General features: G+C 31.8%; 22 protein-coding genes. 9 read left to right on the top strand and 13 right to left on the bottom strand.

Features of this window, described 5'->3' with window-relative positions; translation table 11 throughout:
• The first annotated feature begins 18 nt into the window (after positions 1-18).
• Positions 19-558, top strand: a complete 540-nt coding sequence (locus ACQY1Q_RS12405; protein ID WP_431005638.1) for a DUF4252 domain-containing protein — start codon at positions 19-21, stop codon at positions 556-558.
• Positions 559-819: 261 nt separating this feature from the next.
• Here ACQY1Q_RS12405 and dnaK read toward each other — a convergent pair whose 3' ends face one another.
• The gene (gene dnaK / locus ACQY1Q_RS12400) at positions 820-2,721 is read right to left on the bottom strand and encodes a molecular chaperone DnaK (protein WP_431005637.1); all 1,902 of its coding nucleotides are present in this window, start codon (positions 2,719-2,721) and stop codon (positions 820-822) included.
• Between the two features lie 132 nt (positions 2,722-2,853).
• Complete coding sequence (locus ACQY1Q_RS12395; protein WP_431005636.1) at positions 2,854-3,459, bottom strand: NUDIX hydrolase; 606 nt, start codon at positions 3,457-3,459, stop codon at positions 2,854-2,856.
• Positions 3,460-3,466: 7 nt separating this feature from the next.
• On the opposite strand from ACQY1Q_RS12395, the gene pyrE reads away from it, so the two are divergent.
• Positions 3,467-4,129: an orotate phosphoribosyltransferase gene (gene pyrE / locus ACQY1Q_RS12390; RefSeq protein WP_431005635.1), complete on the top strand. Its 663-nt coding sequence runs from the start codon at positions 3,467-3,469 to the stop codon at positions 4,127-4,129.
• Between the two features lie 4 nt (positions 4,130-4,133).
• Positions 4,134-4,523: an SRPBCC family protein gene (locus ACQY1Q_RS12385; RefSeq protein WP_431005634.1), complete on the top strand. Its 390-nt coding sequence runs from the start codon at positions 4,134-4,136 to the stop codon at positions 4,521-4,523.
• A gap of 2 nt (positions 4,524-4,525) precedes the next feature.
• Here the strand turns inward: ACQY1Q_RS12385 and ACQY1Q_RS12380 are convergent, their stop codons facing one another.
• Positions 4,526-5,257, bottom strand: coding sequence for a biotin--[acetyl-CoA-carboxylase] ligase (locus ACQY1Q_RS12380; protein WP_431005633.1), 732 nt, complete (start codon positions 5,255-5,257; stop codon positions 4,526-4,528).
• Positions 5,258-5,343: 86 nt separating this feature from the next.
• Here ACQY1Q_RS12380 and rsfS point away from each other — a divergent pair, with 86 nt between their 5' ends.
• From rsfS to ACQY1Q_RS12350, 6 genes are all read left to right on the top strand, one after another.
• Entirely contained in the window at positions 5,344-5,712 is a 369-nt protein-coding gene (rsfS, locus tag ACQY1Q_RS12375; RefSeq protein ID WP_431005632.1) for a ribosome silencing factor, read from the top strand.
• 23 nt (positions 5,713-5,735) lie between these two features.
• The gene (gene ftsH, locus ACQY1Q_RS12370) at positions 5,736-7,670 is read left to right on the top strand and encodes an ATP-dependent zinc metalloprotease FtsH (RefSeq protein WP_431005631.1); all 1,935 of its coding nucleotides are present in this window, start codon (positions 5,736-5,738) and stop codon (positions 7,668-7,670) included.
• 13 nt (positions 7,671-7,683) lie between these two features.
• Positions 7,684-8,271 (top strand): hypothetical protein, encoded by a 588-nt coding sequence (locus ACQY1Q_RS12365; protein ID WP_431005630.1) that lies wholly within the window; start codon positions 7,684-7,686, stop codon positions 8,269-8,271.
• Between the two features lie 3 nt (positions 8,272-8,274).
• A complete protein-coding gene (locus ACQY1Q_RS12360; protein WP_431005629.1) occupies positions 8,275-9,069 on the top strand; it encodes a phosphatidate cytidylyltransferase in 795 nt (264 codons plus the stop codon).
• Between the two features lie 22 nt (positions 9,070-9,091).
• A complete protein-coding gene (locus ACQY1Q_RS12355; RefSeq protein WP_431005628.1) occupies positions 9,092-9,358 on the top strand; it encodes an acyl-CoA-binding protein in 267 nt (88 codons plus the stop codon).
• Positions 9,359-9,474: 116 nt separating this feature from the next.
• Entirely contained in the window at positions 9,475-10,104 is a 630-nt protein-coding gene (locus ACQY1Q_RS12350) for a YceI family protein (protein WP_431005627.1), read from the top strand.
• Between the two features lie 128 nt (positions 10,105-10,232).
• Here ACQY1Q_RS12350 and ACQY1Q_RS12345 read toward each other — a convergent pair whose 3' ends face one another.
• From ACQY1Q_RS12345 to ACQY1Q_RS12300, 10 genes are all read right to left on the bottom strand, one after another.
• On the bottom strand, positions 10,233-11,780 hold the full coding sequence (locus tag ACQY1Q_RS12345; RefSeq protein ID WP_431005626.1) for a peptide MFS transporter: 1,548 nt from the start codon (positions 11,778-11,780) through the stop codon (positions 10,233-10,235).
• A gap of 130 nt (positions 11,781-11,910) precedes the next feature.
• The gene (locus ACQY1Q_RS12340; protein ID WP_431005625.1) at positions 11,911-12,246 is read right to left on the bottom strand and encodes a hypothetical protein; all 336 of its coding nucleotides are present in this window, start codon (positions 12,244-12,246) and stop codon (positions 11,911-11,913) included.
• A complete protein-coding gene (locus ACQY1Q_RS12335) occupies positions 12,239-13,348 on the bottom strand; it encodes a hypothetical protein (RefSeq protein ID WP_431005624.1) in 1,110 nt (369 codons plus the stop codon). Before ACQY1Q_RS12335 ends, ACQY1Q_RS12340 begins: the two co-directional genes overlap by 8 nt.
• A gap of 173 nt (positions 13,349-13,521) precedes the next feature.
• Positions 13,522-14,607, bottom strand: a complete 1,086-nt coding sequence (locus tag ACQY1Q_RS12330) for an amidohydrolase family protein (RefSeq protein ID WP_431005657.1) — start codon at positions 14,605-14,607, stop codon at positions 13,522-13,524.
• A gap of 125 nt (positions 14,608-14,732) precedes the next feature.
• On the bottom strand, positions 14,733-15,263 hold the full coding sequence (locus tag ACQY1Q_RS12325) for a 3-hydroxyanthranilate 3,4-dioxygenase (protein ID WP_431005623.1): 531 nt from the start codon (positions 15,261-15,263) through the stop codon (positions 14,733-14,735).
• A 63-nt stretch (positions 15,264-15,326) separates the two neighbouring features.
• A complete protein-coding gene (locus tag ACQY1Q_RS12320; protein WP_431005622.1) occupies positions 15,327-15,902 on the bottom strand; it encodes a hypothetical protein in 576 nt (191 codons plus the stop codon).
• A 74-nt stretch (positions 15,903-15,976) separates the two neighbouring features.
• Positions 15,977-16,753: an SDR family oxidoreductase gene (locus ACQY1Q_RS12315; protein WP_431005621.1), complete on the bottom strand. Its 777-nt coding sequence runs from the start codon at positions 16,751-16,753 to the stop codon at positions 15,977-15,979.
• A gap of 1 nt (position 16,754) precedes the next feature.
• On the bottom strand, positions 16,755-16,973 hold the full coding sequence (locus ACQY1Q_RS12310) for a DUF6500 family protein (RefSeq protein ID WP_120187375.1): 219 nt from the start codon (positions 16,971-16,973) through the stop codon (positions 16,755-16,757).
• Entirely contained in the window at positions 16,966-18,408 is a 1,443-nt protein-coding gene (locus ACQY1Q_RS12305) for an aldehyde dehydrogenase (RefSeq protein ID WP_431005620.1), read from the bottom strand. The genes ACQY1Q_RS12310 and ACQY1Q_RS12305 overlap by 8 nt, the downstream gene beginning before the upstream one ends.
• 66 nt (positions 18,409-18,474) lie before the next feature.
• Entirely contained in the window at positions 18,475-18,888 is a 414-nt protein-coding gene (locus ACQY1Q_RS12300) for a RidA family protein (RefSeq protein WP_431005619.1), read from the bottom strand.
• Positions 18,889-18,960 lie beyond the last annotated feature (72 nt).

Raw genomic sequence — 18,960 nt, 5'->3', positions numbered from 1 at the left:
ATTATAAAAATGACTATCATGAAAAAACTATATATATTCTCGTTATTGCTTTTATCTCTTTTATCTGTTTCTTGTAAAAAAGACTCTTTACAAACATATTTGGTAGAAAGCCAAGAGAAAAAAGGATTTATTACTATTGATATTCCTGCTAGTGTTCTTCAACTAAACGCCAACCAATCTGACGAAGAGGATAAAACTGCTTATGAAAGCATTAGAAAAATTAACATTACAGGACTTCCTTATAAAAATTCAGATGAAGCTACTTATGAGGCTGAAAAAAATAAGTTAAAAGAACTTTTAAATAAGTCGTCTTATAAAAAATTAATGAATTTTAAAAATGATGGGGTTACTGCTACTGTTTATTATTCCGGTGAAGCTGATGCTATTGATGAAATTATTGCTCTAGGTTACGGAAAAGATTTTGGAGTAGGAATTGCGCGTATTTTAGGTAAGAATATGAATCCATCAAAAATAATGAGCATGATGAAGAATGCTAAGGTTGATTTAGATGGTGTTAATTTTGATGAGCTAAAAATGGTTTTGAAAGATAAACAATAACTCAAAAATATTCATAATAAAAAAAGCTGTCTTATGGACAGTTTTTTTATTAAATATAAGCTACATCATTAAAAACCTGTAAACCATTTAATAGTTTAACAATTATTATTTACTGTAATAACGTTGATTATCATTGTTTTTTTTAGAATTATAAATAAGTTTAAACTTAACTCGTACAAATAATCAATCTGGTTTTATTGGATTTTAAAAACAAAAAAACACCTAAAAATTAGGTGTTTTTTTATCACTATATAAACTTACTTATTTTACTTCCTCAAAATCTACATCTTCAACATTATCTCCTTGTGAGCTTGATTCTGATTGTGCTTGTTGCGCTCCTTCTCCTGCATTTCCAGCTTGTTGTTGAGCTGCATACATTTCTTCAGAAGCAACTTTCCATGCTTCATTAATCTTCTCCATTGCTGCATCAATTTGTGCAAGATCTTTAGATTCATGAGCTTTCTTTAACTCTTCTAAAGCAGCTTCGATAGGTTGTTTTTTATCTGCCGATAATTTATCTCCAAATTCTTTTAACTGCTTTTCAGTTTGGAAAATCATAGAGTCTGCTCCGTTAATTTTCTCAGCTGTTTCTTTTGCATTTTTATCAGCTTCAGCATTCGCCTCAGCATCTGCTTTCATTTTTTGAATTTCTTCATCTGTTAATCCAGAAGAAGCTTCAATTCTAATATTTTGAACCTTACCTGTTGCTTTATCTGCTGCAGAAACATTGATAATTCCGTTTGCATCAATATCAAAAGTTACTTCAATTTGAGGAACTCCTCTTGGTGCCGGTGGAATATCAGTTAATTGGAAACGTCCAATTGTTTTGTTATCCGCTGCCATAGCTCTCTCTCCTTGTAATACGTGAATATCAACTGAAGGTTGATTATCTACTGCTGTAGAGAATACTTGTGATTTTTTAGTTGGAATGGTTGTATTTGCATCAATTAATTTAGTAAACACATTCCCCATAGTTTCAATACCTAAAGATAAAGGTGTAACGTCTAATAGTAATACGTCTTTAACATCTCCCGTTAGTACCCCCCCTTGAATAGCTGCTCCTAATGACACAACTTCATCCGGGTTTACTCCTTTACTTGGCGCTTTTCCAAAGAACTTCTCAACAGCTTCCTGAATTGCTGGAATACGAGTTGATCCACCAACTAAAATAATTTCATCAATATCAGACGTAGATAAATCTGCATTTTTTAAAGCTGTTCTACATGGCTCTATTGTTCTCTTAACTAAATCATCAATTAGTTGTTCAAATTTAGCTCTGGTTAATGTTCTTACTAAGTGCTTAGGTCCTGAAGCCGTCGCTGTAATATAAGGTAAGTTAATTTCTGTAGATGTTGTACTAGATAATTCAATCTTAGCCTTTTCAGCAGCTTCTTTTAAACGTTGTAACGCCATTGGATCTTTACGTAAATCCATACTTTCTTCAGCGTTAAACTCTTCAGCTAACCAATTAATAATTTTTTCATCAACATCATCACCTCCTAAGTGTGTATCTCCATCTGTAGCTAACACTTCAAAAACTCCGTCTCCTAATTCTAAGATAGAAACGTCATGTGTACCTCCACCAAAGTCAAATACTACAATTTTCTTATCGTCATTAGATTTATCTAAACCATAAGCTAATGCTGCTGCAGTTGGTTCATTAATAATACGACGAACTTTTAATCCTGCAATTTCTCCTGCTTCTTTAGTAGCCTGACGTTGTGCGTCATTAAAATAAGCCGGTACTGTAATTACAGCTTCAGTAACATTTTGTCCTAAATAATCTTCAGCTGTTTTTTTCATTTTTTGTAACACCATTGCAGAAATTTCTTGTGGTGTATACAAACGATCATCTATTTTAACACGTGGTGTATCATTATCTCCTTTTACCACTTCATAAGGTACTCTATCTGCTTCTTTTTGAGATTCAGAATATTTATTCCCCATAAAACGTTTAATAGAATAAACTGTTTTAGTTGGGTTTGTTACTGCCTGACGTTTTGCAGGATCACCAACTTTACGCTCTCCTCCTTCAACAAATGCAACAACAGACGGGGTAGTTCTTTTTCCTTCTGAGTTAGGAATTACTACTGGTTCATTTCCTTCCATTACAGACACACATGAGTTAGTAGTACCTAAATCTATACCAATAATTTTACTCATAATTTTATTTACAGTTTAAATTTTTAATTCAATTTTACGTTTTAAATTAGTCAAACTGTATGCCAACAACATTTAAGCTTCGTTTTGGCAGAATCTAGTAAAAAACAGGGGAATTAAAATGACAACATGTCATTATTTTTTTTTTTCAAAGTAGTTTTCATATACCAATTTAATATTAGCATAGGTATTTTGAAGTGCTTCTTCTATTTCATTTTCATTTTTAAAACACACATCGGTGATTCCTTCTTCTTCCTGTGGTTTTAACTTTCCTTTATAATTAGAACGCATAAGATACCAATAGGTTTCTTTCAAGCGTTTTTCTCCATCTTGTATAAAAAGATGATACGTATTTATTAAAAACCTTTCTATGGTAACATTTTCTATTCCACATTCTTCTTCTACTTCTCTAACAGCTGCTTCTTCTATTTTTTCTCCTTTTTCAATTCTTCCTTTTGGTAAATCCCATTTATCACCTCTATATATAAACAATACTTCTTCTTTTTCATTTAAAACTAACCCTCCGCCTGCAACAATTAATCTGTAAATTTTCTTAATTTCGCTCCAATCTTCTTCAATATTTGTAGAAAACAGGTAAACTCCTGATAAAACATCAGTCTTTAACTTATAAATTAGCTCTTCAAATACAATATTTTTAAATAGATAAACCGGAAAATCTTCTTCTTTTTTTATCGAAGTTGTTAAGATTATTGGTTTATCATTAACAAAAACTTTATACATTTGCGACATGGATTTTAACAAAGATACGGCAAAAAAAACTGCTGAACTCCTTTTACAGATAAAAGCTATAAAATTAAGTCCGCAGGAGCCTTTTACTTGGGCTTCCGGCTGGAAATCACCTATTTATTGTGATAACAGAATTACTTTATCGTTTCCTTCTGTAAGAAATTTTATTAAGGAGAAAATAGCGAAAATAGTAGAAGAAAAGCATGGAAAACCAGATGCTATTGCCGGAGTTGCCACCGGTGCTATAGCCATTGGAATTCTTGTAGCTCAAGAATTGGGAGTGCCTTTTGTTTATGTTAGACCTGAGCCAAAAAAGCATGGAAGACAAAATCAAATAGAAGGGCATTTAGAAAGTGGTCAGAATGTAGTTGTTATTGAAGATTTAATAAGTACCGGAAAAAGTAGTTTAGAAGCAGTAAAAGCATTAAAAGCTGCTAATGCAACTGTAAAAGGTATGGTTGCTATTTTTTCATACGGTTTTGAAATTGCTTCTAAGAATTTTGCTGACCATAATGTAGAGTTAACAACATTAAGTAATTATGAGTTTTTGCTTGAACAAGCTTTAGACAGCAAATATATTACTAGTGAAGAATTACGTACTCTAGAAGATTGGAGATTAGCTCCAAGTGAATGGAGACAAAACGAAAAACCCATAAAAAAATAAATTAATGAACATTGAGGGAAATACAGTAGTTGTAAAAAAATCACCTAAAGAAGTATTTGATTTTTTTACCAAGCTTGAAAACTACGAACAGTTAATGCCGGAAAATACCGAAAAATTTGAAGTTGATGGTGAAAGCTTTATTTTCGGATTAAAAGGAATGCCGGAAATTAGACTGGTAATGAAAGATCAAACTGAATATTCAAACGTAACACTAGGTGCAGCCAGTAGTAAGCTTCCTTTTACTTTAGCATCAGACATTAAAGAAATTTCTGAAAATGAATGTGAAGTTACTTTAAAGTTTAACGGTGATTTTAATCCTATGATGGCTATGATGGTAAAAAAGCCTTTAACGAAGTTTATTGAAACATTAACTGAAAATATTTCAAAATTATAAGATTAAACAAATGAAACCTCTTTTATTCCAAATTCTTGTACGGTTTCATCACTTAATTCTATTTGGAGTTTACCTTCTTTAGATACTCCAATAATTTTACCCATAAACAAAACGTTCTGATCTGTTTTAAACATTCTTGGAACGTTTTTTTTATGCAATACATTTAAATACCTTTCTTCCAATATTGTATGCTTTTGTAAACGCAACTGTTCAATGTTACTTTTGAGTTTGTCTACCAAACAGAACAGCAGTTCATCTAAATCAAAGTCTTTTTGTTTTACCTCTTTTAAAGAAGTAGCCGTAAATTCTTTTTGTTCAGAAAAGCTTTCATTAACATTCAATCCTATTCCCACAACAGATGATTGTATTTCAGCTCCTTTTAATGTATTTTCAATTAAGATTCCACATATTTTCATTCCTCCTGCCATAATGTCGTTAGGCCATTTAATCGTTAGCTTAGGAATTTCTAATTCATTTAGTACGTCAAAAACACTTAATGCTACAGCAAAATTCAAATATTTCTGGTTCATTATTAACAAACCTCCCACCTTAAAAAACACACTAAAAGTCAGGTTTTTGCCAGGTTCAGAAACCCATTCAGTTTCCATTTGCCCTCTTCCTGAAGTTTGATGCTTTGCTACTACAACTGTATAGTTTTCTACTAATGTGTTTTCTGCCATTTTTTTCAAAAAAGAGTTCGTTGAATCAATGGCATCAAGTTTGATTATTTTCATAAACATTTTACAAGTAAAACTAGTGTCAATTATACACAATTTACTCGCAAAAAAATAATAACTTTGCTAAAACTTAATTTTTTTTAATGACAAAAAAACAAGCCAGTACAGATAATTTATTAGCTGTGATTATAAGAGGAATTGATGATGTAAAAGGAGAAAACATCCAACTACTTGATTTAAGAGAAATTGACAATACCGTATGCGATTATTTTGTAATTTGCTCAGGTAACTCAAATACACAAGTTAACGCTATTTCAGGTTCAATACAAAAGGCCGTTAGTAAGGAATTAAAAGACAAACCTTGGCACGTTGAAGGGCAAGGAAATGCAGAATGGGTATTAATGGATTACGTGAATGTTGTTGTTCATATTTTTCAAAAACATGTACGAGAGTTTTACGACATTGAAAGCCTTTGGGGTGATGCTAAAATAACTCAAATAAACCCTGCTTAATTAAACTTATTGAAACAAAATTTATGAGTGATAAGAAAAAAAACACGCCTAAGTTTAGCTTTAATTCCTTTTGGATTTATATTCCAATTGTGATATTATTTTTTGCGCTGAGCTATTTTAACTCTGGTAGCATGAGCTCTAGTGATATTTCTAAAAATGAATTCACTAAAATTCTAGATGATAATGATATTGCCAGAATTTTAATTATTAATAAGTCATTTGCTGAAATCTATATTAAAGATGAGGCTGCTCAAAAAGAAAATCACAAAAAGCATGTGAATTCACCTTTTTACAGAAAAGGAGCTCCTTTATACACTTATAATTTTGGTGATTTACAAAATTTTGAAAAAGATTTACAACAAGCAAAAGACAAATACAGTCTTAACTTTGATGTAAAAAATAGAGAGCGTACCAGCTTTTTAGATAGCGTTATTAGCTTTTTACCTTTTATTTTACTTATTGTTATTTGGTTATTCTTTATGAGAAGAATGTCAGGTGCAGGTGGCGGAGCCGGTGGTGGGGGACAAATCTTCAATATTGGAAAATCTAAAGCGACTCTTTTTGATAAAGATACTAAGGTTAAAACTACCTTTAAAAATGTTGCCGGATTAGAAGGTGCTAAAGAAGAGGTACAAGAAATTGTTGACTTCTTAAAAAGCCCTGAAAAATATACCAAACTAGGAGGTAAAATACCAAAAGGAGCTTTACTTGTTGGTCCTCCGGGAACCGGTAAAACATTGTTAGCTAAAGCCGTTGCCGGTGAAGCAGGAGTTCCGTTTTTCTCTTTATCTGGTTCTGATTTTGTTGAAATGTTTGTAGGAGTTGGTGCTTCTCGTGTACGAGATTTATTTAAACAAGCGCAACAAAAATCACCTTCAATTATTTTTATTGATGAAATTGATGCCATTGGTAGAGCCAGAGGTAAAAATAGTATGACTGGTGGTAATGATGAGCGCGAAAACACATTAAACCAGTTGTTAACAGAAATGGATGGTTTTGGTACAGATACAAATGTAATTGTTCTTGCTGCAACCAACCGTGCAGATATTTTAGACAAGGCTTTAATGAGAGCCGGTCGTTTTGACAGACAGATTTATGTTGATTTACCAGACTTAAATGAGCGCAAAGAAATATTTGAAGTACATACAAAGACATTAAAGTTAGCTACCGATGTTAATATTGAGTTTTTAGCACAACAAACTCCTGGTTTCTCAGGAGCAGATATTGCTAACATGTGTAATGAAGCTGCTTTAATTGCTGCCAGACAAAATAAAGACGCTATTCATCATCAAGATTTCTTAGATGCTGTTGACAGAATTGTAGGTGGTTTAGAAAAGAAAAATAAAGTAATTACTCCTAAAGAAAAGAAAGTGATTGCTTTTCATGAGGCCGGACATGCTACCGTAAGTTGGATGCTTGAACATGCTGCCCCGTTAGTTAAAGTTACTATTGTTCCAAGAGGGCAATCTTTAGGAGCTGCTTGGTATTTACCTGAAGAAAGAAAAATTGTTCAAACAGAACAAATGCTTGATGAAATGTGTGCTACCATGGGGGGTAGAGCTGCTGAAAAATTAATGTTTGATAAAATTTCTACCGGAGCTTTAAGCGATTTAGAAAAAGTAACTAGACAAGCCAGAGCAATGGTTACTGTTTATGGTTTAAATGACAAGGTAGGTAATATTACATATTATGATTCTTCAGGGAATGATGCTTTTGTTAAACCTTACAGTGATGCTACTGCTAAATTAATTGATGACGAAATTTCAAAAATAATTGAAGGGCAATATATAAGAGCTATTGAGCTTTTAGAAAACAATAAAGATAAACTAACGTTATTAGCGGAACGACTTCTTGAAAAAGAGGTTATATTTAAGGATGACTTAGTTAAGATTTTTGGAAAAAGACCTTTTGAAAAAGACGAAACAAAAGAAACTCAAAATCCAATAACAGAAGAATAAGTTTTTTGTTTTAATGAATTTTTTAAAAAAGTTATTTAAATCATATACAGAATCATCTAAAGAGGAAATTAACCATCACCCGGTTAATTTATCTTTAGATGATTTATTTGTACATAACTTCATTAACAAGGGCGGGAAGTTTTTATACTCTACAAGTATTAACGAGGTAATTATTAATTTAGAAAATATTTTAAAAGAAAATAATTGGGCTCAAATAACTTGTACTGATTTTGATTTGTTGAAAATTACACAGCAAATACCTATTCATACTTTAAACTCTCCTAAAAAAACAGTTCCTTTTTTTACAACTTGTGAGCATCTCATAGCTAACAAAGGAGACATTTTATTTTCTTCCAACCAGTTAGGAAGTCATAAAATAGCTGAACTTCCTGATTGTTTTATTGTTTATGCCACTACCAGTCAGTTAGTAAAAAACACTAGTGAAGGTTTGACAGGTATTAAAACCCATTTTAGTGGTAACATACCTACTAACATAAGTTCTGTAACTAATTATACAATACAAAGGAATAATGATGATTTCTTGAATTACGGTCATAGTAATTCAAAAAATTTATACTTACTTCTTTTTGAAGATCTTTAAAACATGCAAAACTTAATTACAAGAAGTATTTCTGCACTCATTTATGCTATTATTTTTATTACGGCAATTTTATATTCTGTAGAGTCATACACTATATTAATTGCTTTATTTGCGGCTATCTGTTTATGGGAATTTACTAAAATAATTAACTTTAAAAATAGTATTCCGTTTATACTTTTGCCTTTAGCTATTTATTATGGTAAAGTATTAATTTCTGAAAAAAGTTTACTTTTTTTGTTGGCTATAACGCTTCTTTGTTCTTTAAGATTGATTTATAATTTATATCAAAAAAGCACTACCTATCCTTCTGCTTTTATAGATAAACTAGATTTATGTATAAGGTATATTATTTTACCTTTTTTATTTTTAATGACCTTACCTCTAATCAACAATAATTATCATCCATATGTAATTATTTACATTATTATACTTATATGGACTAATGATAGTTTTGCTTTTTTAGTTGGAAAAAACTTTGGTAAAACCAAATTATTTGAAAGAGTATCTCCTAAAAAAACGATTGAAGGTTTTATTGGAGGTTTTATTTTTTCATTAATTGTTGGTTTTTTAATTGGCTATTATTCATCTGTTTTTTCAATACTTAACTGGATGATTATAGCTGTAATTGTTTCTGTTTTTGGAACCTGGGGCGATTTAATTGAATCAAAATTTAAACGTCAGGCTAATGTAAAAGATAGTGGTACCATTATGCCCGGTCATGGTGGTTTACTTGACAGGCTTGATAGTTTATATTTTCTTACACCTTTTGTATATTTGTATGTACATTTTTTAATGTAACAAATACTTATTATTTGTTTTTATGGTAGATGATGATTTAGATGCAAAATTTCAAGAAGCTTTTGAAATAGCTTCTAATATGAAAAAAAAACTGCCTCCGGATGTTATGCTTAGACTTTATGCCTATTATAAGCAAGCTGTTAAAGGAGATGATCAACCTTTATTAAATGCTAATATTTCTGAATTGAGAAGTGCTTTTAAAATTAATGCATGGATTCAATTAAGGGGTATGGATTCGGATGAGGCTAAAAGAGAGTATATAAAACTTGTACAATCAATTATAAGCTAAAACCTTTAAATAAAATTTGTTTTTTACTTTATGCTCTGTACCTTTATAGGTGTTTTAACAAATTTCTTTTTACAATTTAGAATTAACAATAAATTAGATTTAATAAATTAATACTCATGAAAAAACTAGCCTTTTCATTAACTGTTTGCTTATTAGCATTACAAATGACTTCTTGTAAAAAAGAAGCTAAAAAAGAAACCGAACAAGAAGAAATAACTGTTGAAAAAAAGCAAGCTGCATTTTCTTTACAAAACGCAGATAACCAAATTAACTGGACTGCTTTTAAAACTACGGATAAAGTTCCTGTAAAGGGTCAATTTCAAAAAGTAACCATTACTGCAGGTGGTGAAGGTGAAACTGCCAAAGATGCCATTAACAACGCTGCGTTTTCTGTTCCTGTAAGTAGTATTTTTACTTCTGATACCAGTAGAGATTTTAAAATTAAAAAGTTCTTTTTTGGGGTAATGGACTCAACTGAGTTATTATCCGGTAAATTAGTTCTTGAAAATGATTCTATTGGATATACTGATCTTACCATGAATGGTGTTACTAAAAAGCTACCTTTTAACTATTCTCTTGACGGAAAAACCTTTACTATGAATGCCAGCATGAAAATTAGTGATTGGCAAGCTGAAAAAGCTTTAGATTCGTTAAACTTAGCTTGTAAAGATTTACACAAAGGTGCTGATGGTGTTTCAAAAACTTGGGATGATGTAGCTATTCAAATTACTTCCGTTTTTAAGTAATTAGATTTTATATAAAAAAACAACACAGCCTTAGAAAATTTCTAAGGCTGTGTTGTTTTTAGTGTAAATATTAAAGGATAGAGTAATTACTTTTATCTTTTGCAACCACGATAAGTATCCATAAAATATTAATGCACTTTTGCCATCATCTTTTTTACCGGTTTTGCTCCTACAATAACCAATAAACCTATTAGTATTGTTAAAACACCAAAACCTGCATATACAGATACATAGGAATATAATTGATGGAAAACAGTTTCTTTTCCTAGCACAGTTTCACCGGATAAACCTGTTATCAAAGTTGTTATTTTTCCGAATATTCCTTCTGAAAAAACACCTAAATTCCCTTCTGAAACCGTAGTTAGCTTTGCTATTTTTCCGGCAAAAAAGTGTCCGTAAAAGTTTGCTGAAAACCATACCCCCATAATAAAGGCTATATACTTTACGGGTGATAATTCTGTTATTTTTGACAACCCTATTGGGGATAAAAACAATTCTCCAATGGTTAATACTAAATATCCAACAATTAAATAAGTCATTGGTGTTTTAGCAAATTCATCTACTTGATAGGCTGACATTCCGAAGACTACGAATCCTAATCCTAAAAACACTAGGCCTAATCCAAATTTAATTACTGAATTAGGACTCTTTTGTATTTTGTTCAGATACGTCCATAGCATTGAAAACGGGATTGCCAGTAAAATTATAAATCCGGAATTAATACTATTGGTTTGTGCAGCATTCATCCCTATAAGATTCACATTTCTATCTGCAAACAGTGTTAATGAGCTTCCTGCTTGTTCAAAAATTGCTGAAAACAATGTGTACAGGGCTGTAAAATAAACTGCTACCATTAACTTTTTTCGTTCACTTAGAGATACTTTTTTAAGTATATATACAAGATAGATTAATAGAAATAGGGATACTACCCAAACTAAATAATGTTCAAATTGATGGTATTTTACAATTAGGGCAAAAACCGGAATTGATAAAAAGGCTGCTATTGTTACTAAATGCCCTTGACGTATTCCTAGTTTTTTTTGATTATAAACAGTTGCATCCGGTACTAATCCATGCTCATCAAATACTTGTTTATTTAAACCTCCTTTAAACACCATTAACCCTAATAGCATTCCTATTCCTGCCAATACAAATCCGTAATGCCATCCGTACAACTCAGCTAACCATGCGCATAATAAAGGGGCAACGGCACCTCCTATATTTATTCCCATATAAAAGATGGTAAATCCTGAATCTCTTCGGGAATCTCCTTCATGATATAGTTTTCCTACAAATGACGATATGTTGGGTTTAAAAAAACCATTTCCAATAATAATTAGCGCTAAAGAGCCATAGAAAAATACAGGTTGTTCAAAGGTTAGAAAGAAATGCCCCAGCGCCATTAAGATTCCTCCTAAAATAATTGCTTTTCTAAATCCTAAAATTTTATCGGCCAGCATTCCTCCTATCATTGGTGTGACATATACTAACGACATGTAAGCGGCATATACTCCAAATGCCATTTCATCTGAAAATAATAAATGTTTGGTCATGTACAGTACCAAGAGCGCTCTCATTCCATAAAAAGAGAATCGTTCCCATAATTCTGCAAAAAACAAGTATAAAAGTCCTCTGGGATGTCCTAAAACATCATTTGTTGCTGTGTAATTTTTCATTTATAATAGTTTACAGCGAATCTATTTTTTATTATTTTTTTGGAAAATAGTTGTAGTTATTTGTTACAAAAAATAAGGTCTTGTGAGTTTTTGTTACTCTGGTAGCCAGTTAGTTATTAGTTTTTAGTTATTAGCTGTTGGTTGCTAGTATTTTGAAGTTGCCAACGGTAGTTTTATAAATGCCATTGATTGTTTTTAAATTGCCAACTGGAGTTTTATAAACACCAATACTTGTTTTTATATTGACAGCAGGAGTTTTATAAACGACATTGATTGTTTTGAAATTACCAATGATAGTTTTATAGATGCCTTTAGTAATTTTGAAATTGTCAACGTGAATTTTATAAATGCCATCGATTATTTTGAAGTTGCCAACGGGAGTTTTATAAACACCAACACTTGTTTTTAGATTGACAGCAGGAATTTTATAAACGATACTGTTAAAATATAAATAAAGGTTAAACATTATTTCTTTTAAACTCTTCTAACAAAGCATTATCAATTATGATGTTTTCGGGTAAAATTCGGAGTCGGTATTTACTATCTCCTACAAAAGTAATCAGGTCTTTACGTTCTAATTTATTTTCTTCTGAAACTTGTAAAATAGCATTGATATTATCGATAATACGGGTTACATAGGTTTGGCTTTTAATTTCTCCTCCGTAACGTACTTCTATGCATTGCATTGCGGCTTCAAAATATTTTCTTCGATAGCCAAAGTTTAATAAATTTTTGTATTGTGTTGTTTTAGATCCAAAATCAATTTTTTCTGCTATGATTCCTTTAGAAGGTATGGTAAGTTCTATTAACGACCAATCTAAAAATTTTATTTTCATTTCATTAGGCTTTGGTGTATGTGCTAATTGAATTACCCAACTAGTTGCTAATACTAAAAATACTGCTACTAAAGATGTTTTGGTTACTATTCTGATAAGTTGATTTAAGAAGTTATTATTTAATTCAATAAAAACATCTGATAGTTGTGAAATAAATAGTAAAAATACTGCTAATACGGCTATCAAAGCTACTAATTTTAGACCTCTATGCATGAACGTTCTGTAAAAAGAAAGTCCCATTAAATAACATAAAAATGTAGTTAACAGAAAGTCCGGGATTCCTATTAGTTTTATACCGTAGTATACTTTATGTTTTATGGTAAATGAAAGTAATATGGTTATAGAGGCTACTGCTATTATGGTTATGGTAATGATTTTAACATTTTTCTCATTTCTATAAATAAATTGAGGTGCGTCATACACATAGTATAAAGCTAACAACCAAAATAAATTATTTATGGTGGAAAGTATATTTACTCCTATTTGATAGGTTAGGGTTTGCTCAAAAGTATAGTAATTTGCTAATAATGCCCAAGTTCCTGAAACAACCCAAACCAGCATTCCACAACTGAAATATAAAAGTCCTCTATCTACTCTTTTTATGGTGTTACCTTCTTCTAATACTTGTTGAAATCGCTTTCGAATGTTATAATAAATTGCCAATAATAACAGGGCGCCTATCAATGAAATAAAAATATGTGATAAGTTATGAAATTGTGTTACTTCTGACATCTATTACTTATTTGTTTTTTTGTTTGCTAAAAATAATGATTATCTCTTATTTTTTGTTTGTCATACTCTTTTTTCATCATATAACAGAACGTTTATAAAGGTAAACTAAAAAGGGTGTTGATCGTTTTAAAACTACCAACACCCTTATATTTTATACGTAAATTATTGTTTGTTTACGATATTATTTTATTTATTAATTCTTTTTTTGCTGCTTCATCATCTCCAAATAGCCATTGTAACACATTATCTTGCCACATTTCATCTCGTTCTTCTTCTGTAATAATTTCTCTTTTAATTGCCAAGTCTAAGATTTTTCCCGGATATGATGACTGTTTATCGCTTTCCATTTCTCCTAACGGGTAAGGGTCGTCTAACCCTATTAATACTTGTTTAGATGTTTGATTTTTAATTAAAAGTTCTAGTGATCCTGTGTCGTGCACCAAAGTATCAAAGAAAATATTTTTGTGTCCAACTGCTTTTCTCGGATGTTTTTTTCCTTCAAACAAATCCGGTCGTCCATCAAATCCTTGAATACGGCGGCCTAAATTCATTTGCGCTAATTGTCCTCCATGAGCAAAACAGACTCTCATATTCGGATATTTTTCATAGTATCCATTAAGCGTTAAAAAGTGATATGCATCTGCACATTGAGCCAACATCCATATCAAATGAAAACGCCATGAGGTATTTTCTAGCTTGATAAATTTTTCGCCATCATAGGGATGAACTTCAACCGCTAAATTATATTTATTTGCCAATTCAAAAATAGGCTCATTTTCTTCATCAAAAATACAGCGCCAAGTACCTATTGTATCCATATAATGGGTAGGTAAACATAGCAAACGCATTCCCAGTTCTTCTACACATCGCTCAATTTCCCAGCATGCTCCTCTAACAAATCCGGGATGTACCACAAAACCACATGTAAACTTTGATGGGTGTTCTTGTTGTATTTTAGCATTAAAATCGTTTTGAAAACGCAATGCTTGTTTCATTTCTTCTAAACGCAACCCGTTTCCGTACAATTGAGATAGGTTTAATACCACAGCATGGTCTATTTTATAATGTTCCATCCATGCCAATTTTTCATCTAAAAAGAAACTGGAATGTGTTACCGGTCTGCTCCAATCTTTTTGTAACATGAATTTTCGGTCTTTATCAACCCAAAAAATTCCTTTGTCTTTCATAAACTGCGGAATTTCTTCCGGATAGGGTAGTAAGTGCGAGTGTCCGTTAATTCTAAGTTTGCGTTGTGTCATTTTGTTTTTCATTGCATGGCATTAGCCGTGGCAATCAGTTTTTTAAGTTTGAGATTACTTCGTCATTCTTCCTCGTAATGACGATTATATTTTGATTGAATTCCGACTTTCTCAGGAACAATAAATTACTTTATTTTATTAGGAGCTTCCATTACAGTACCACAATTATTACAAGTACATTTCTCTTTATCAGAATAAAACTTATCAAAAATAATTGGCATATCTGTTTCAATATTATCTAATGCAAATTCTTCTCTATACAATTGGTTACCGCAATTTTCACAATACCATTCTAAAGCATCCATCATACCTTCATTACGTGGATATTCGATAACCAAACCTACTGTATTTGCTTTACGTTGTGGTGAATGTGGTACTTTACCCGGTAATAAATAAATATCTCCTTCATTAATTTCAACATCTATCATTTCACCTTTATCATCAATGATTTTTAATACCATATCTCCTTCTAATTGATAGAAAAATTCCGGTGTTTCATTATAATGATAATCTTTTCTGTTATTTGGACCACCTACAACCATCACGATGTATTCTCCATCTTTCCACACTTGTTTATTTCCTACAGGTGGTTTTAGTAAATGACGATTTTCATCAATCCACTTTTTAAAATTTAAAGGTTGTACTAGCTTACTCATACGTATAATTTTATCTTTTAAAGAATATTCCTTACTTTAAGTAAGGAATATTCAGGTTGTTTGTTAACTTATTATAGCTCTTGTTTTTTTGCCTGAGCTTTTTAAAGTTATGGTAGTATTAAACTTGTTTTTATATGAAAACAAGTTTTCTTTTCCTTTCTTTTCCTCTAAAACTTTAACCGGAAATACAAACTCGGAAACATTAACTCTCTGTCCTATTTCTTGCATATTCAGGTTATAGTTTTTAGCCATTCTGTTAAATTCTTCTGATGTATTTTCATCAAGAATATAAAACTGGCTTTCTTCTTTTTGATTAACTAATAATCCTAACTCATTAGCATTAAATCCAACTATTGATTTTTTTTCTAATGGAATAAGATAACAGTTATCACCCACTTTAATCAACTCATTAGCGTTGTAACGATAATTTGATTGATTAAGGTACAAAATCATGTCCTGATATGCTTTAAGAAGCTGATTAGGTAAATCTGAAGCTGAAACATTAGACAGGGTTCCTAAGGTTTTTGTTAAATCTTCTGCTCTCCATATATTGGATGAGTTTGCAAAAGCAACCCTCGGAAACATTGATAATGCCCCCACCCCCATTGCAGAAGACATAATAAATTTTCTTCGATTCATTCTATGTAGTTTTATATGGTTATAAACCATAAAGTTACTATTTTTTAGTACTTCTACTCAGTTATTTTTTATGTCTACAAACTTTTGGTTCTTCCTCCATCAACCGGAACATTAATTCCATTGATAAAACTAGCCTTTTCACTTGCCAAGAATACGACTGCATTTGCTACCTCTTCCGGTTGAGCAAAACGTTTAGCCGGAGAAGCATTTTTCATTGATTCTGCAATTTCTTCTTTTGTTTTTCCTGTTTTTTCGGCTTTATTATTAATAATCTCATTTAAGCGTTCTGTTGCTGTTGCTCCGGGTAATACATTATTTACTGTAATTCCGAATACTCCTAATTCATTGGCTAATGTTTTAGACCAATTTGCAACGGCTCCTCTAATTGTATTGGACACTCCTAAACCGTCTAACGGTTGTTTTACGGATGTTGAAATAATGTTGATGATTCTACCATAACCTGCTTCTTTCATAAAAGGAACCAGAGCTTGTACTAACACATGGTTACATTTTAAATGTTGTGTAAATGCTTTTTCAAATTCTTCTAATTTTGCATTAAACACAGGTCCTCCAGCAGGTCCTCCTGTATTATTTACCAAAATATGATAGTTTAAAGGTGAGGCTTGTAGTTTTGCTTTTAATCCTTCCGGATCCGAAAAATCAGCGACTAAATATCCGTGCTTTTGATTATTATTAGGTAATTTTGCTACTACTTCTTTTAGTTTTTCTTCGTTACGGGCAATTAAGGTTACATTAACGCCTTCTTGTGCTAATAGTATTGCTGTTGCTTTTCCTATTCCTTGTGTACTACCACATACCAAGGCATTTTTATATTGTATCTCTAAATTCATTTTATTCGTTATTCTGAATCATTTGTTTAATCTTGACTGCTTTCTCAAAATGATCTAATTGATGTGTTTGAATCCACCAAGTAGCCACTTCCATCAGTACTTTCGGATTGTCATTTTTATTTTTGAAAAATGCATAAAACGATAGTCCTACATTTTCTCCTTTTTTAGCAATTTTCTCTTCACAAACAGCAATTATTTTTTCTTTTATTTCCTTATTCATATTTTATGCATACATTTTTGGGTTCTGTAAAAAAGCGTAACGCTTCAAAACCTCCTTCACGTCCTACTCCACTTGCTTTTTGACCTCCAAATGGTGTTCTTAAATCACGCAATAGCCAAGTGTTTACCCAAACAATTCCTGTGTGTAATTCTTTTGATAGACGCATTGTTCTGGTCAAATTGTTTGTCCACAATGTTGATGATAACCCATATATCACATCATTAGCTAACTGTAAAGCTTCTTCTTCTGTTTTAAATGACATTAAGGTAACTACAGGTCCAAAAATTTCTTCTTGATTTAATCTACATTTATTGCTTGAAACTTCAATAATCGTCGGTTGTAAATAGTATCCGTTCTCACAATTCCTGACAGTGACTCTGTCACCTCCATATAGAATCTTACCTCCTTCTTGTTCCGCAATATCTATATATGATTTTACTTTTTCTAAATGTTGTTTCGACACCAAAGCTCCAATATTTGTATCTTCATCAAAAGGATTTCCTACTTTTAATTGAGATACTTTTTGAACAAAATCTTTTTTGAATTGCTCATAAATACTTTCTTCCACAAAAATTCTACTTCCACATAAACAAATCTGACCTTGATTTGCAAATGAAGAACGAACCGTTGTTGCTAACATATTTTCATAATCACAATCTGCGAAAATGATGTTTGGATTTTTACCTCCTAACTCCAACGACAATTTCTTAAACATAGGTGCTGCTGTACGAGCTATATGTGCTCCTGTAGCGGTACCACCCGTAAATGAAATTGCTTTGATATCCGGATGCTCTATAATCGCTTGTCCTGTGGTAGTTCCTAATCCGTGAACTATGTTTAACACTCCTTTAGGCAAACCTGCTTCATTACAAATCTCACCCAATAAATAAGCCGTCATTGGCGTAACTTCACTTGGTTTTGCTACCACACAGTTTCCTGCTGCTATTGCCGGAGCAATCTTCCACGTAAATAAATACAATGGTAAGTTCCATGGAGAAATACATCCCACTACACCAATGGGTTGACGTAACGTAAAATTCATCGCCCCTAAGCCAACACTTTCATGAGTTTCAGATGAAAACTGCGTAATGGCGTCTGCAAAATATTGAAAATTGGATGAAGCTCTCGGAATATCTATCGCTGTAGCCAAACTTAATGGCTTTCCATTATCTTTAGCCTCAGCTTTTGCCAATTCAGGTAATCTCTGTTGAATTAACTGTGCTATTTTAGAAAGAATATCTCTACGTTTATTCAACGTAGTATTTGACCACTGCCTAAAGGCAGATTTAGCTGAGTTATAAGCTAATTCTATATCTTCAACAGTAGAATTTGGTATTTGCCCATACACTTCTCCAATAGATGGATTGTAATTATCTATAAATCCTCCTTTAATTGGATTAACGAATTCTCCGTTTATGTAATTTTTAATATTCATTTCATTCACAGATTAAAGAAAAAAGAGAAAAGAAAAGAGACTTCTTTTGTCTTGGTTCTTGGTTCTCTATTCTTTTTTCTTATACGCCACCACTTTAATTTCAATCAATAAATGTGGGTGTGGCAATTGATGTACAGCTACGGTAGTTCTCGTTGGTCCGTTATAGTCAAAGTATTCAGCATATACTTGATTATACCCTCCAAAATCATTCATATTCACTAAGAATGAGGTTACATCTACAATATCAGATAAATCAGCGCCGACTTCGTTTAAAATATCTCGAATATTTTCTATGACCGCTCGTGTTTGTTTTTTAATATCTAAGTTGGTCGTTCCGAATTCATCTACCTCAACGCCTTCAAAAGAGTTATCTGGTCTTCGAGAACTTGTTCCTGATACATAAATGAAATCTCCTACTTGTTTTACATGCGGAAACTTTCCTCTTGGTATCGCTTTTCCTTTGATTACTTTACTTTCCATGTTTTATATTTTTAATCGTCATTGCGAAACTTTTAAAAGTTGAAGCAATCTTTTATGATGAGATTCCTTCGC

The sequence above is a fragment of the Tenacibaculum sp. TC6 genome, from assembly GCF_050606265.1.
Lineage (GTDB): Bacteria > Bacteroidota > Bacteroidia > Flavobacteriales > Flavobacteriaceae > Polaribacter.
This window is presented reverse-complemented; position numbering and strand designations above follow the sequence as displayed.

Bases quoted from the DNA above. Each gene is read 5' to 3' on its own strand.
- ACQY1Q_RS12405 (WP_431005638.1), top strand. From the start codon at position 19: ATGAAAAAACTATATATATTCTCGTTATTGCTTTTATCTCTTTTATCT.
- dnaK (WP_431005637.1), bottom strand. From the start codon at position 2,721: ATGAGTAAAATTATTGGTATAGATTTAGGTACTACTAACTCATGTGTG.
- ACQY1Q_RS12395 (WP_431005636.1), bottom strand. From the start codon at position 3,459: ATGTATAAAGTTTTTGTTAATGATAAACCAATAATCTTAACAACTTCG.
- pyrE (WP_431005635.1), top strand. From the start codon at position 3,467: ATGGATTTTAACAAAGATACGGCAAAAAAAACTGCTGAACTCCTTTTA.
- ACQY1Q_RS12385 (WP_431005634.1), top strand. From the start codon at position 4,134: ATGAACATTGAGGGAAATACAGTAGTTGTAAAAAAATCACCTAAAGAA.
- ACQY1Q_RS12380 (WP_431005633.1), bottom strand. From the start codon at position 5,257: ATGAAAATAATCAAACTTGATGCCATTGATTCAACGAACTCTTTTTTG.
- rsfS (WP_431005632.1), top strand. From the start codon at position 5,344: ATGACAAAAAAACAAGCCAGTACAGATAATTTATTAGCTGTGATTATA.
- ftsH (WP_431005631.1), top strand. From the start codon at position 5,736: ATGAGTGATAAGAAAAAAAACACGCCTAAGTTTAGCTTTAATTCCTTT.
- ACQY1Q_RS12365 (WP_431005630.1), top strand. From the start codon at position 7,684: ATGAATTTTTTAAAAAAGTTATTTAAATCATATACAGAATCATCTAAA.
- ACQY1Q_RS12360 (WP_431005629.1), top strand. From the start codon at position 8,275: ATGCAAAACTTAATTACAAGAAGTATTTCTGCACTCATTTATGCTATT.
- ACQY1Q_RS12355 (WP_431005628.1), top strand. From the start codon at position 9,092: ATGGTAGATGATGATTTAGATGCAAAATTTCAAGAAGCTTTTGAAATA.
- ACQY1Q_RS12350 (WP_431005627.1), top strand. From the start codon at position 9,475: ATGAAAAAACTAGCCTTTTCATTAACTGTTTGCTTATTAGCATTACAA.
- ACQY1Q_RS12345 (WP_431005626.1), bottom strand. From the start codon at position 11,780: ATGAAAAATTACACAGCAACAAATGATGTTTTAGGACATCCCAGAGGA.
- ACQY1Q_RS12340 (WP_431005625.1), bottom strand. From the start codon at position 12,246: ATGTTTAACCTTTATTTATATTTTAACAGTATCGTTTATAAAATTCCT.
- ACQY1Q_RS12335 (WP_431005624.1), bottom strand. From the start codon at position 13,348: ATGTCAGAAGTAACACAATTTCATAACTTATCACATATTTTTATTTCA.
- ACQY1Q_RS12330 (WP_431005657.1), bottom strand. From the start codon at position 14,607: ATGACACAACGCAAACTTAGAATTAACGGACACTCGCACTTACTACCC.
- ACQY1Q_RS12325 (WP_431005623.1), bottom strand. From the start codon at position 15,263: ATGAGTAAGCTAGTACAACCTTTAAATTTTAAAAAGTGGATTGATGAA.
- ACQY1Q_RS12320 (WP_431005622.1), bottom strand. From the start codon at position 15,902: ATGAATCGAAGAAAATTTATTATGTCTTCTGCAATGGGGGTGGGGGCA.
- ACQY1Q_RS12315 (WP_431005621.1), bottom strand. From the start codon at position 16,753: ATGAATTTAGAGATACAATATAAAAATGCCTTGGTATGTGGTAGTACA.
- ACQY1Q_RS12310 (WP_120187375.1), bottom strand. From the start codon at position 16,973: ATGAATAAGGAAATAAAAGAAAAAATAATTGCTGTTTGTGAAGAGAAA.
- ACQY1Q_RS12305 (WP_431005620.1), bottom strand. From the start codon at position 18,408: ATGAATATTAAAAATTACATAAACGGAGAATTCGTTAATCCAATTAAA.
- ACQY1Q_RS12300 (WP_431005619.1), bottom strand. From the start codon at position 18,888: ATGGAAAGTAAAGTAATCAAAGGAAAAGCGATACCAAGAGGAAAGTTT.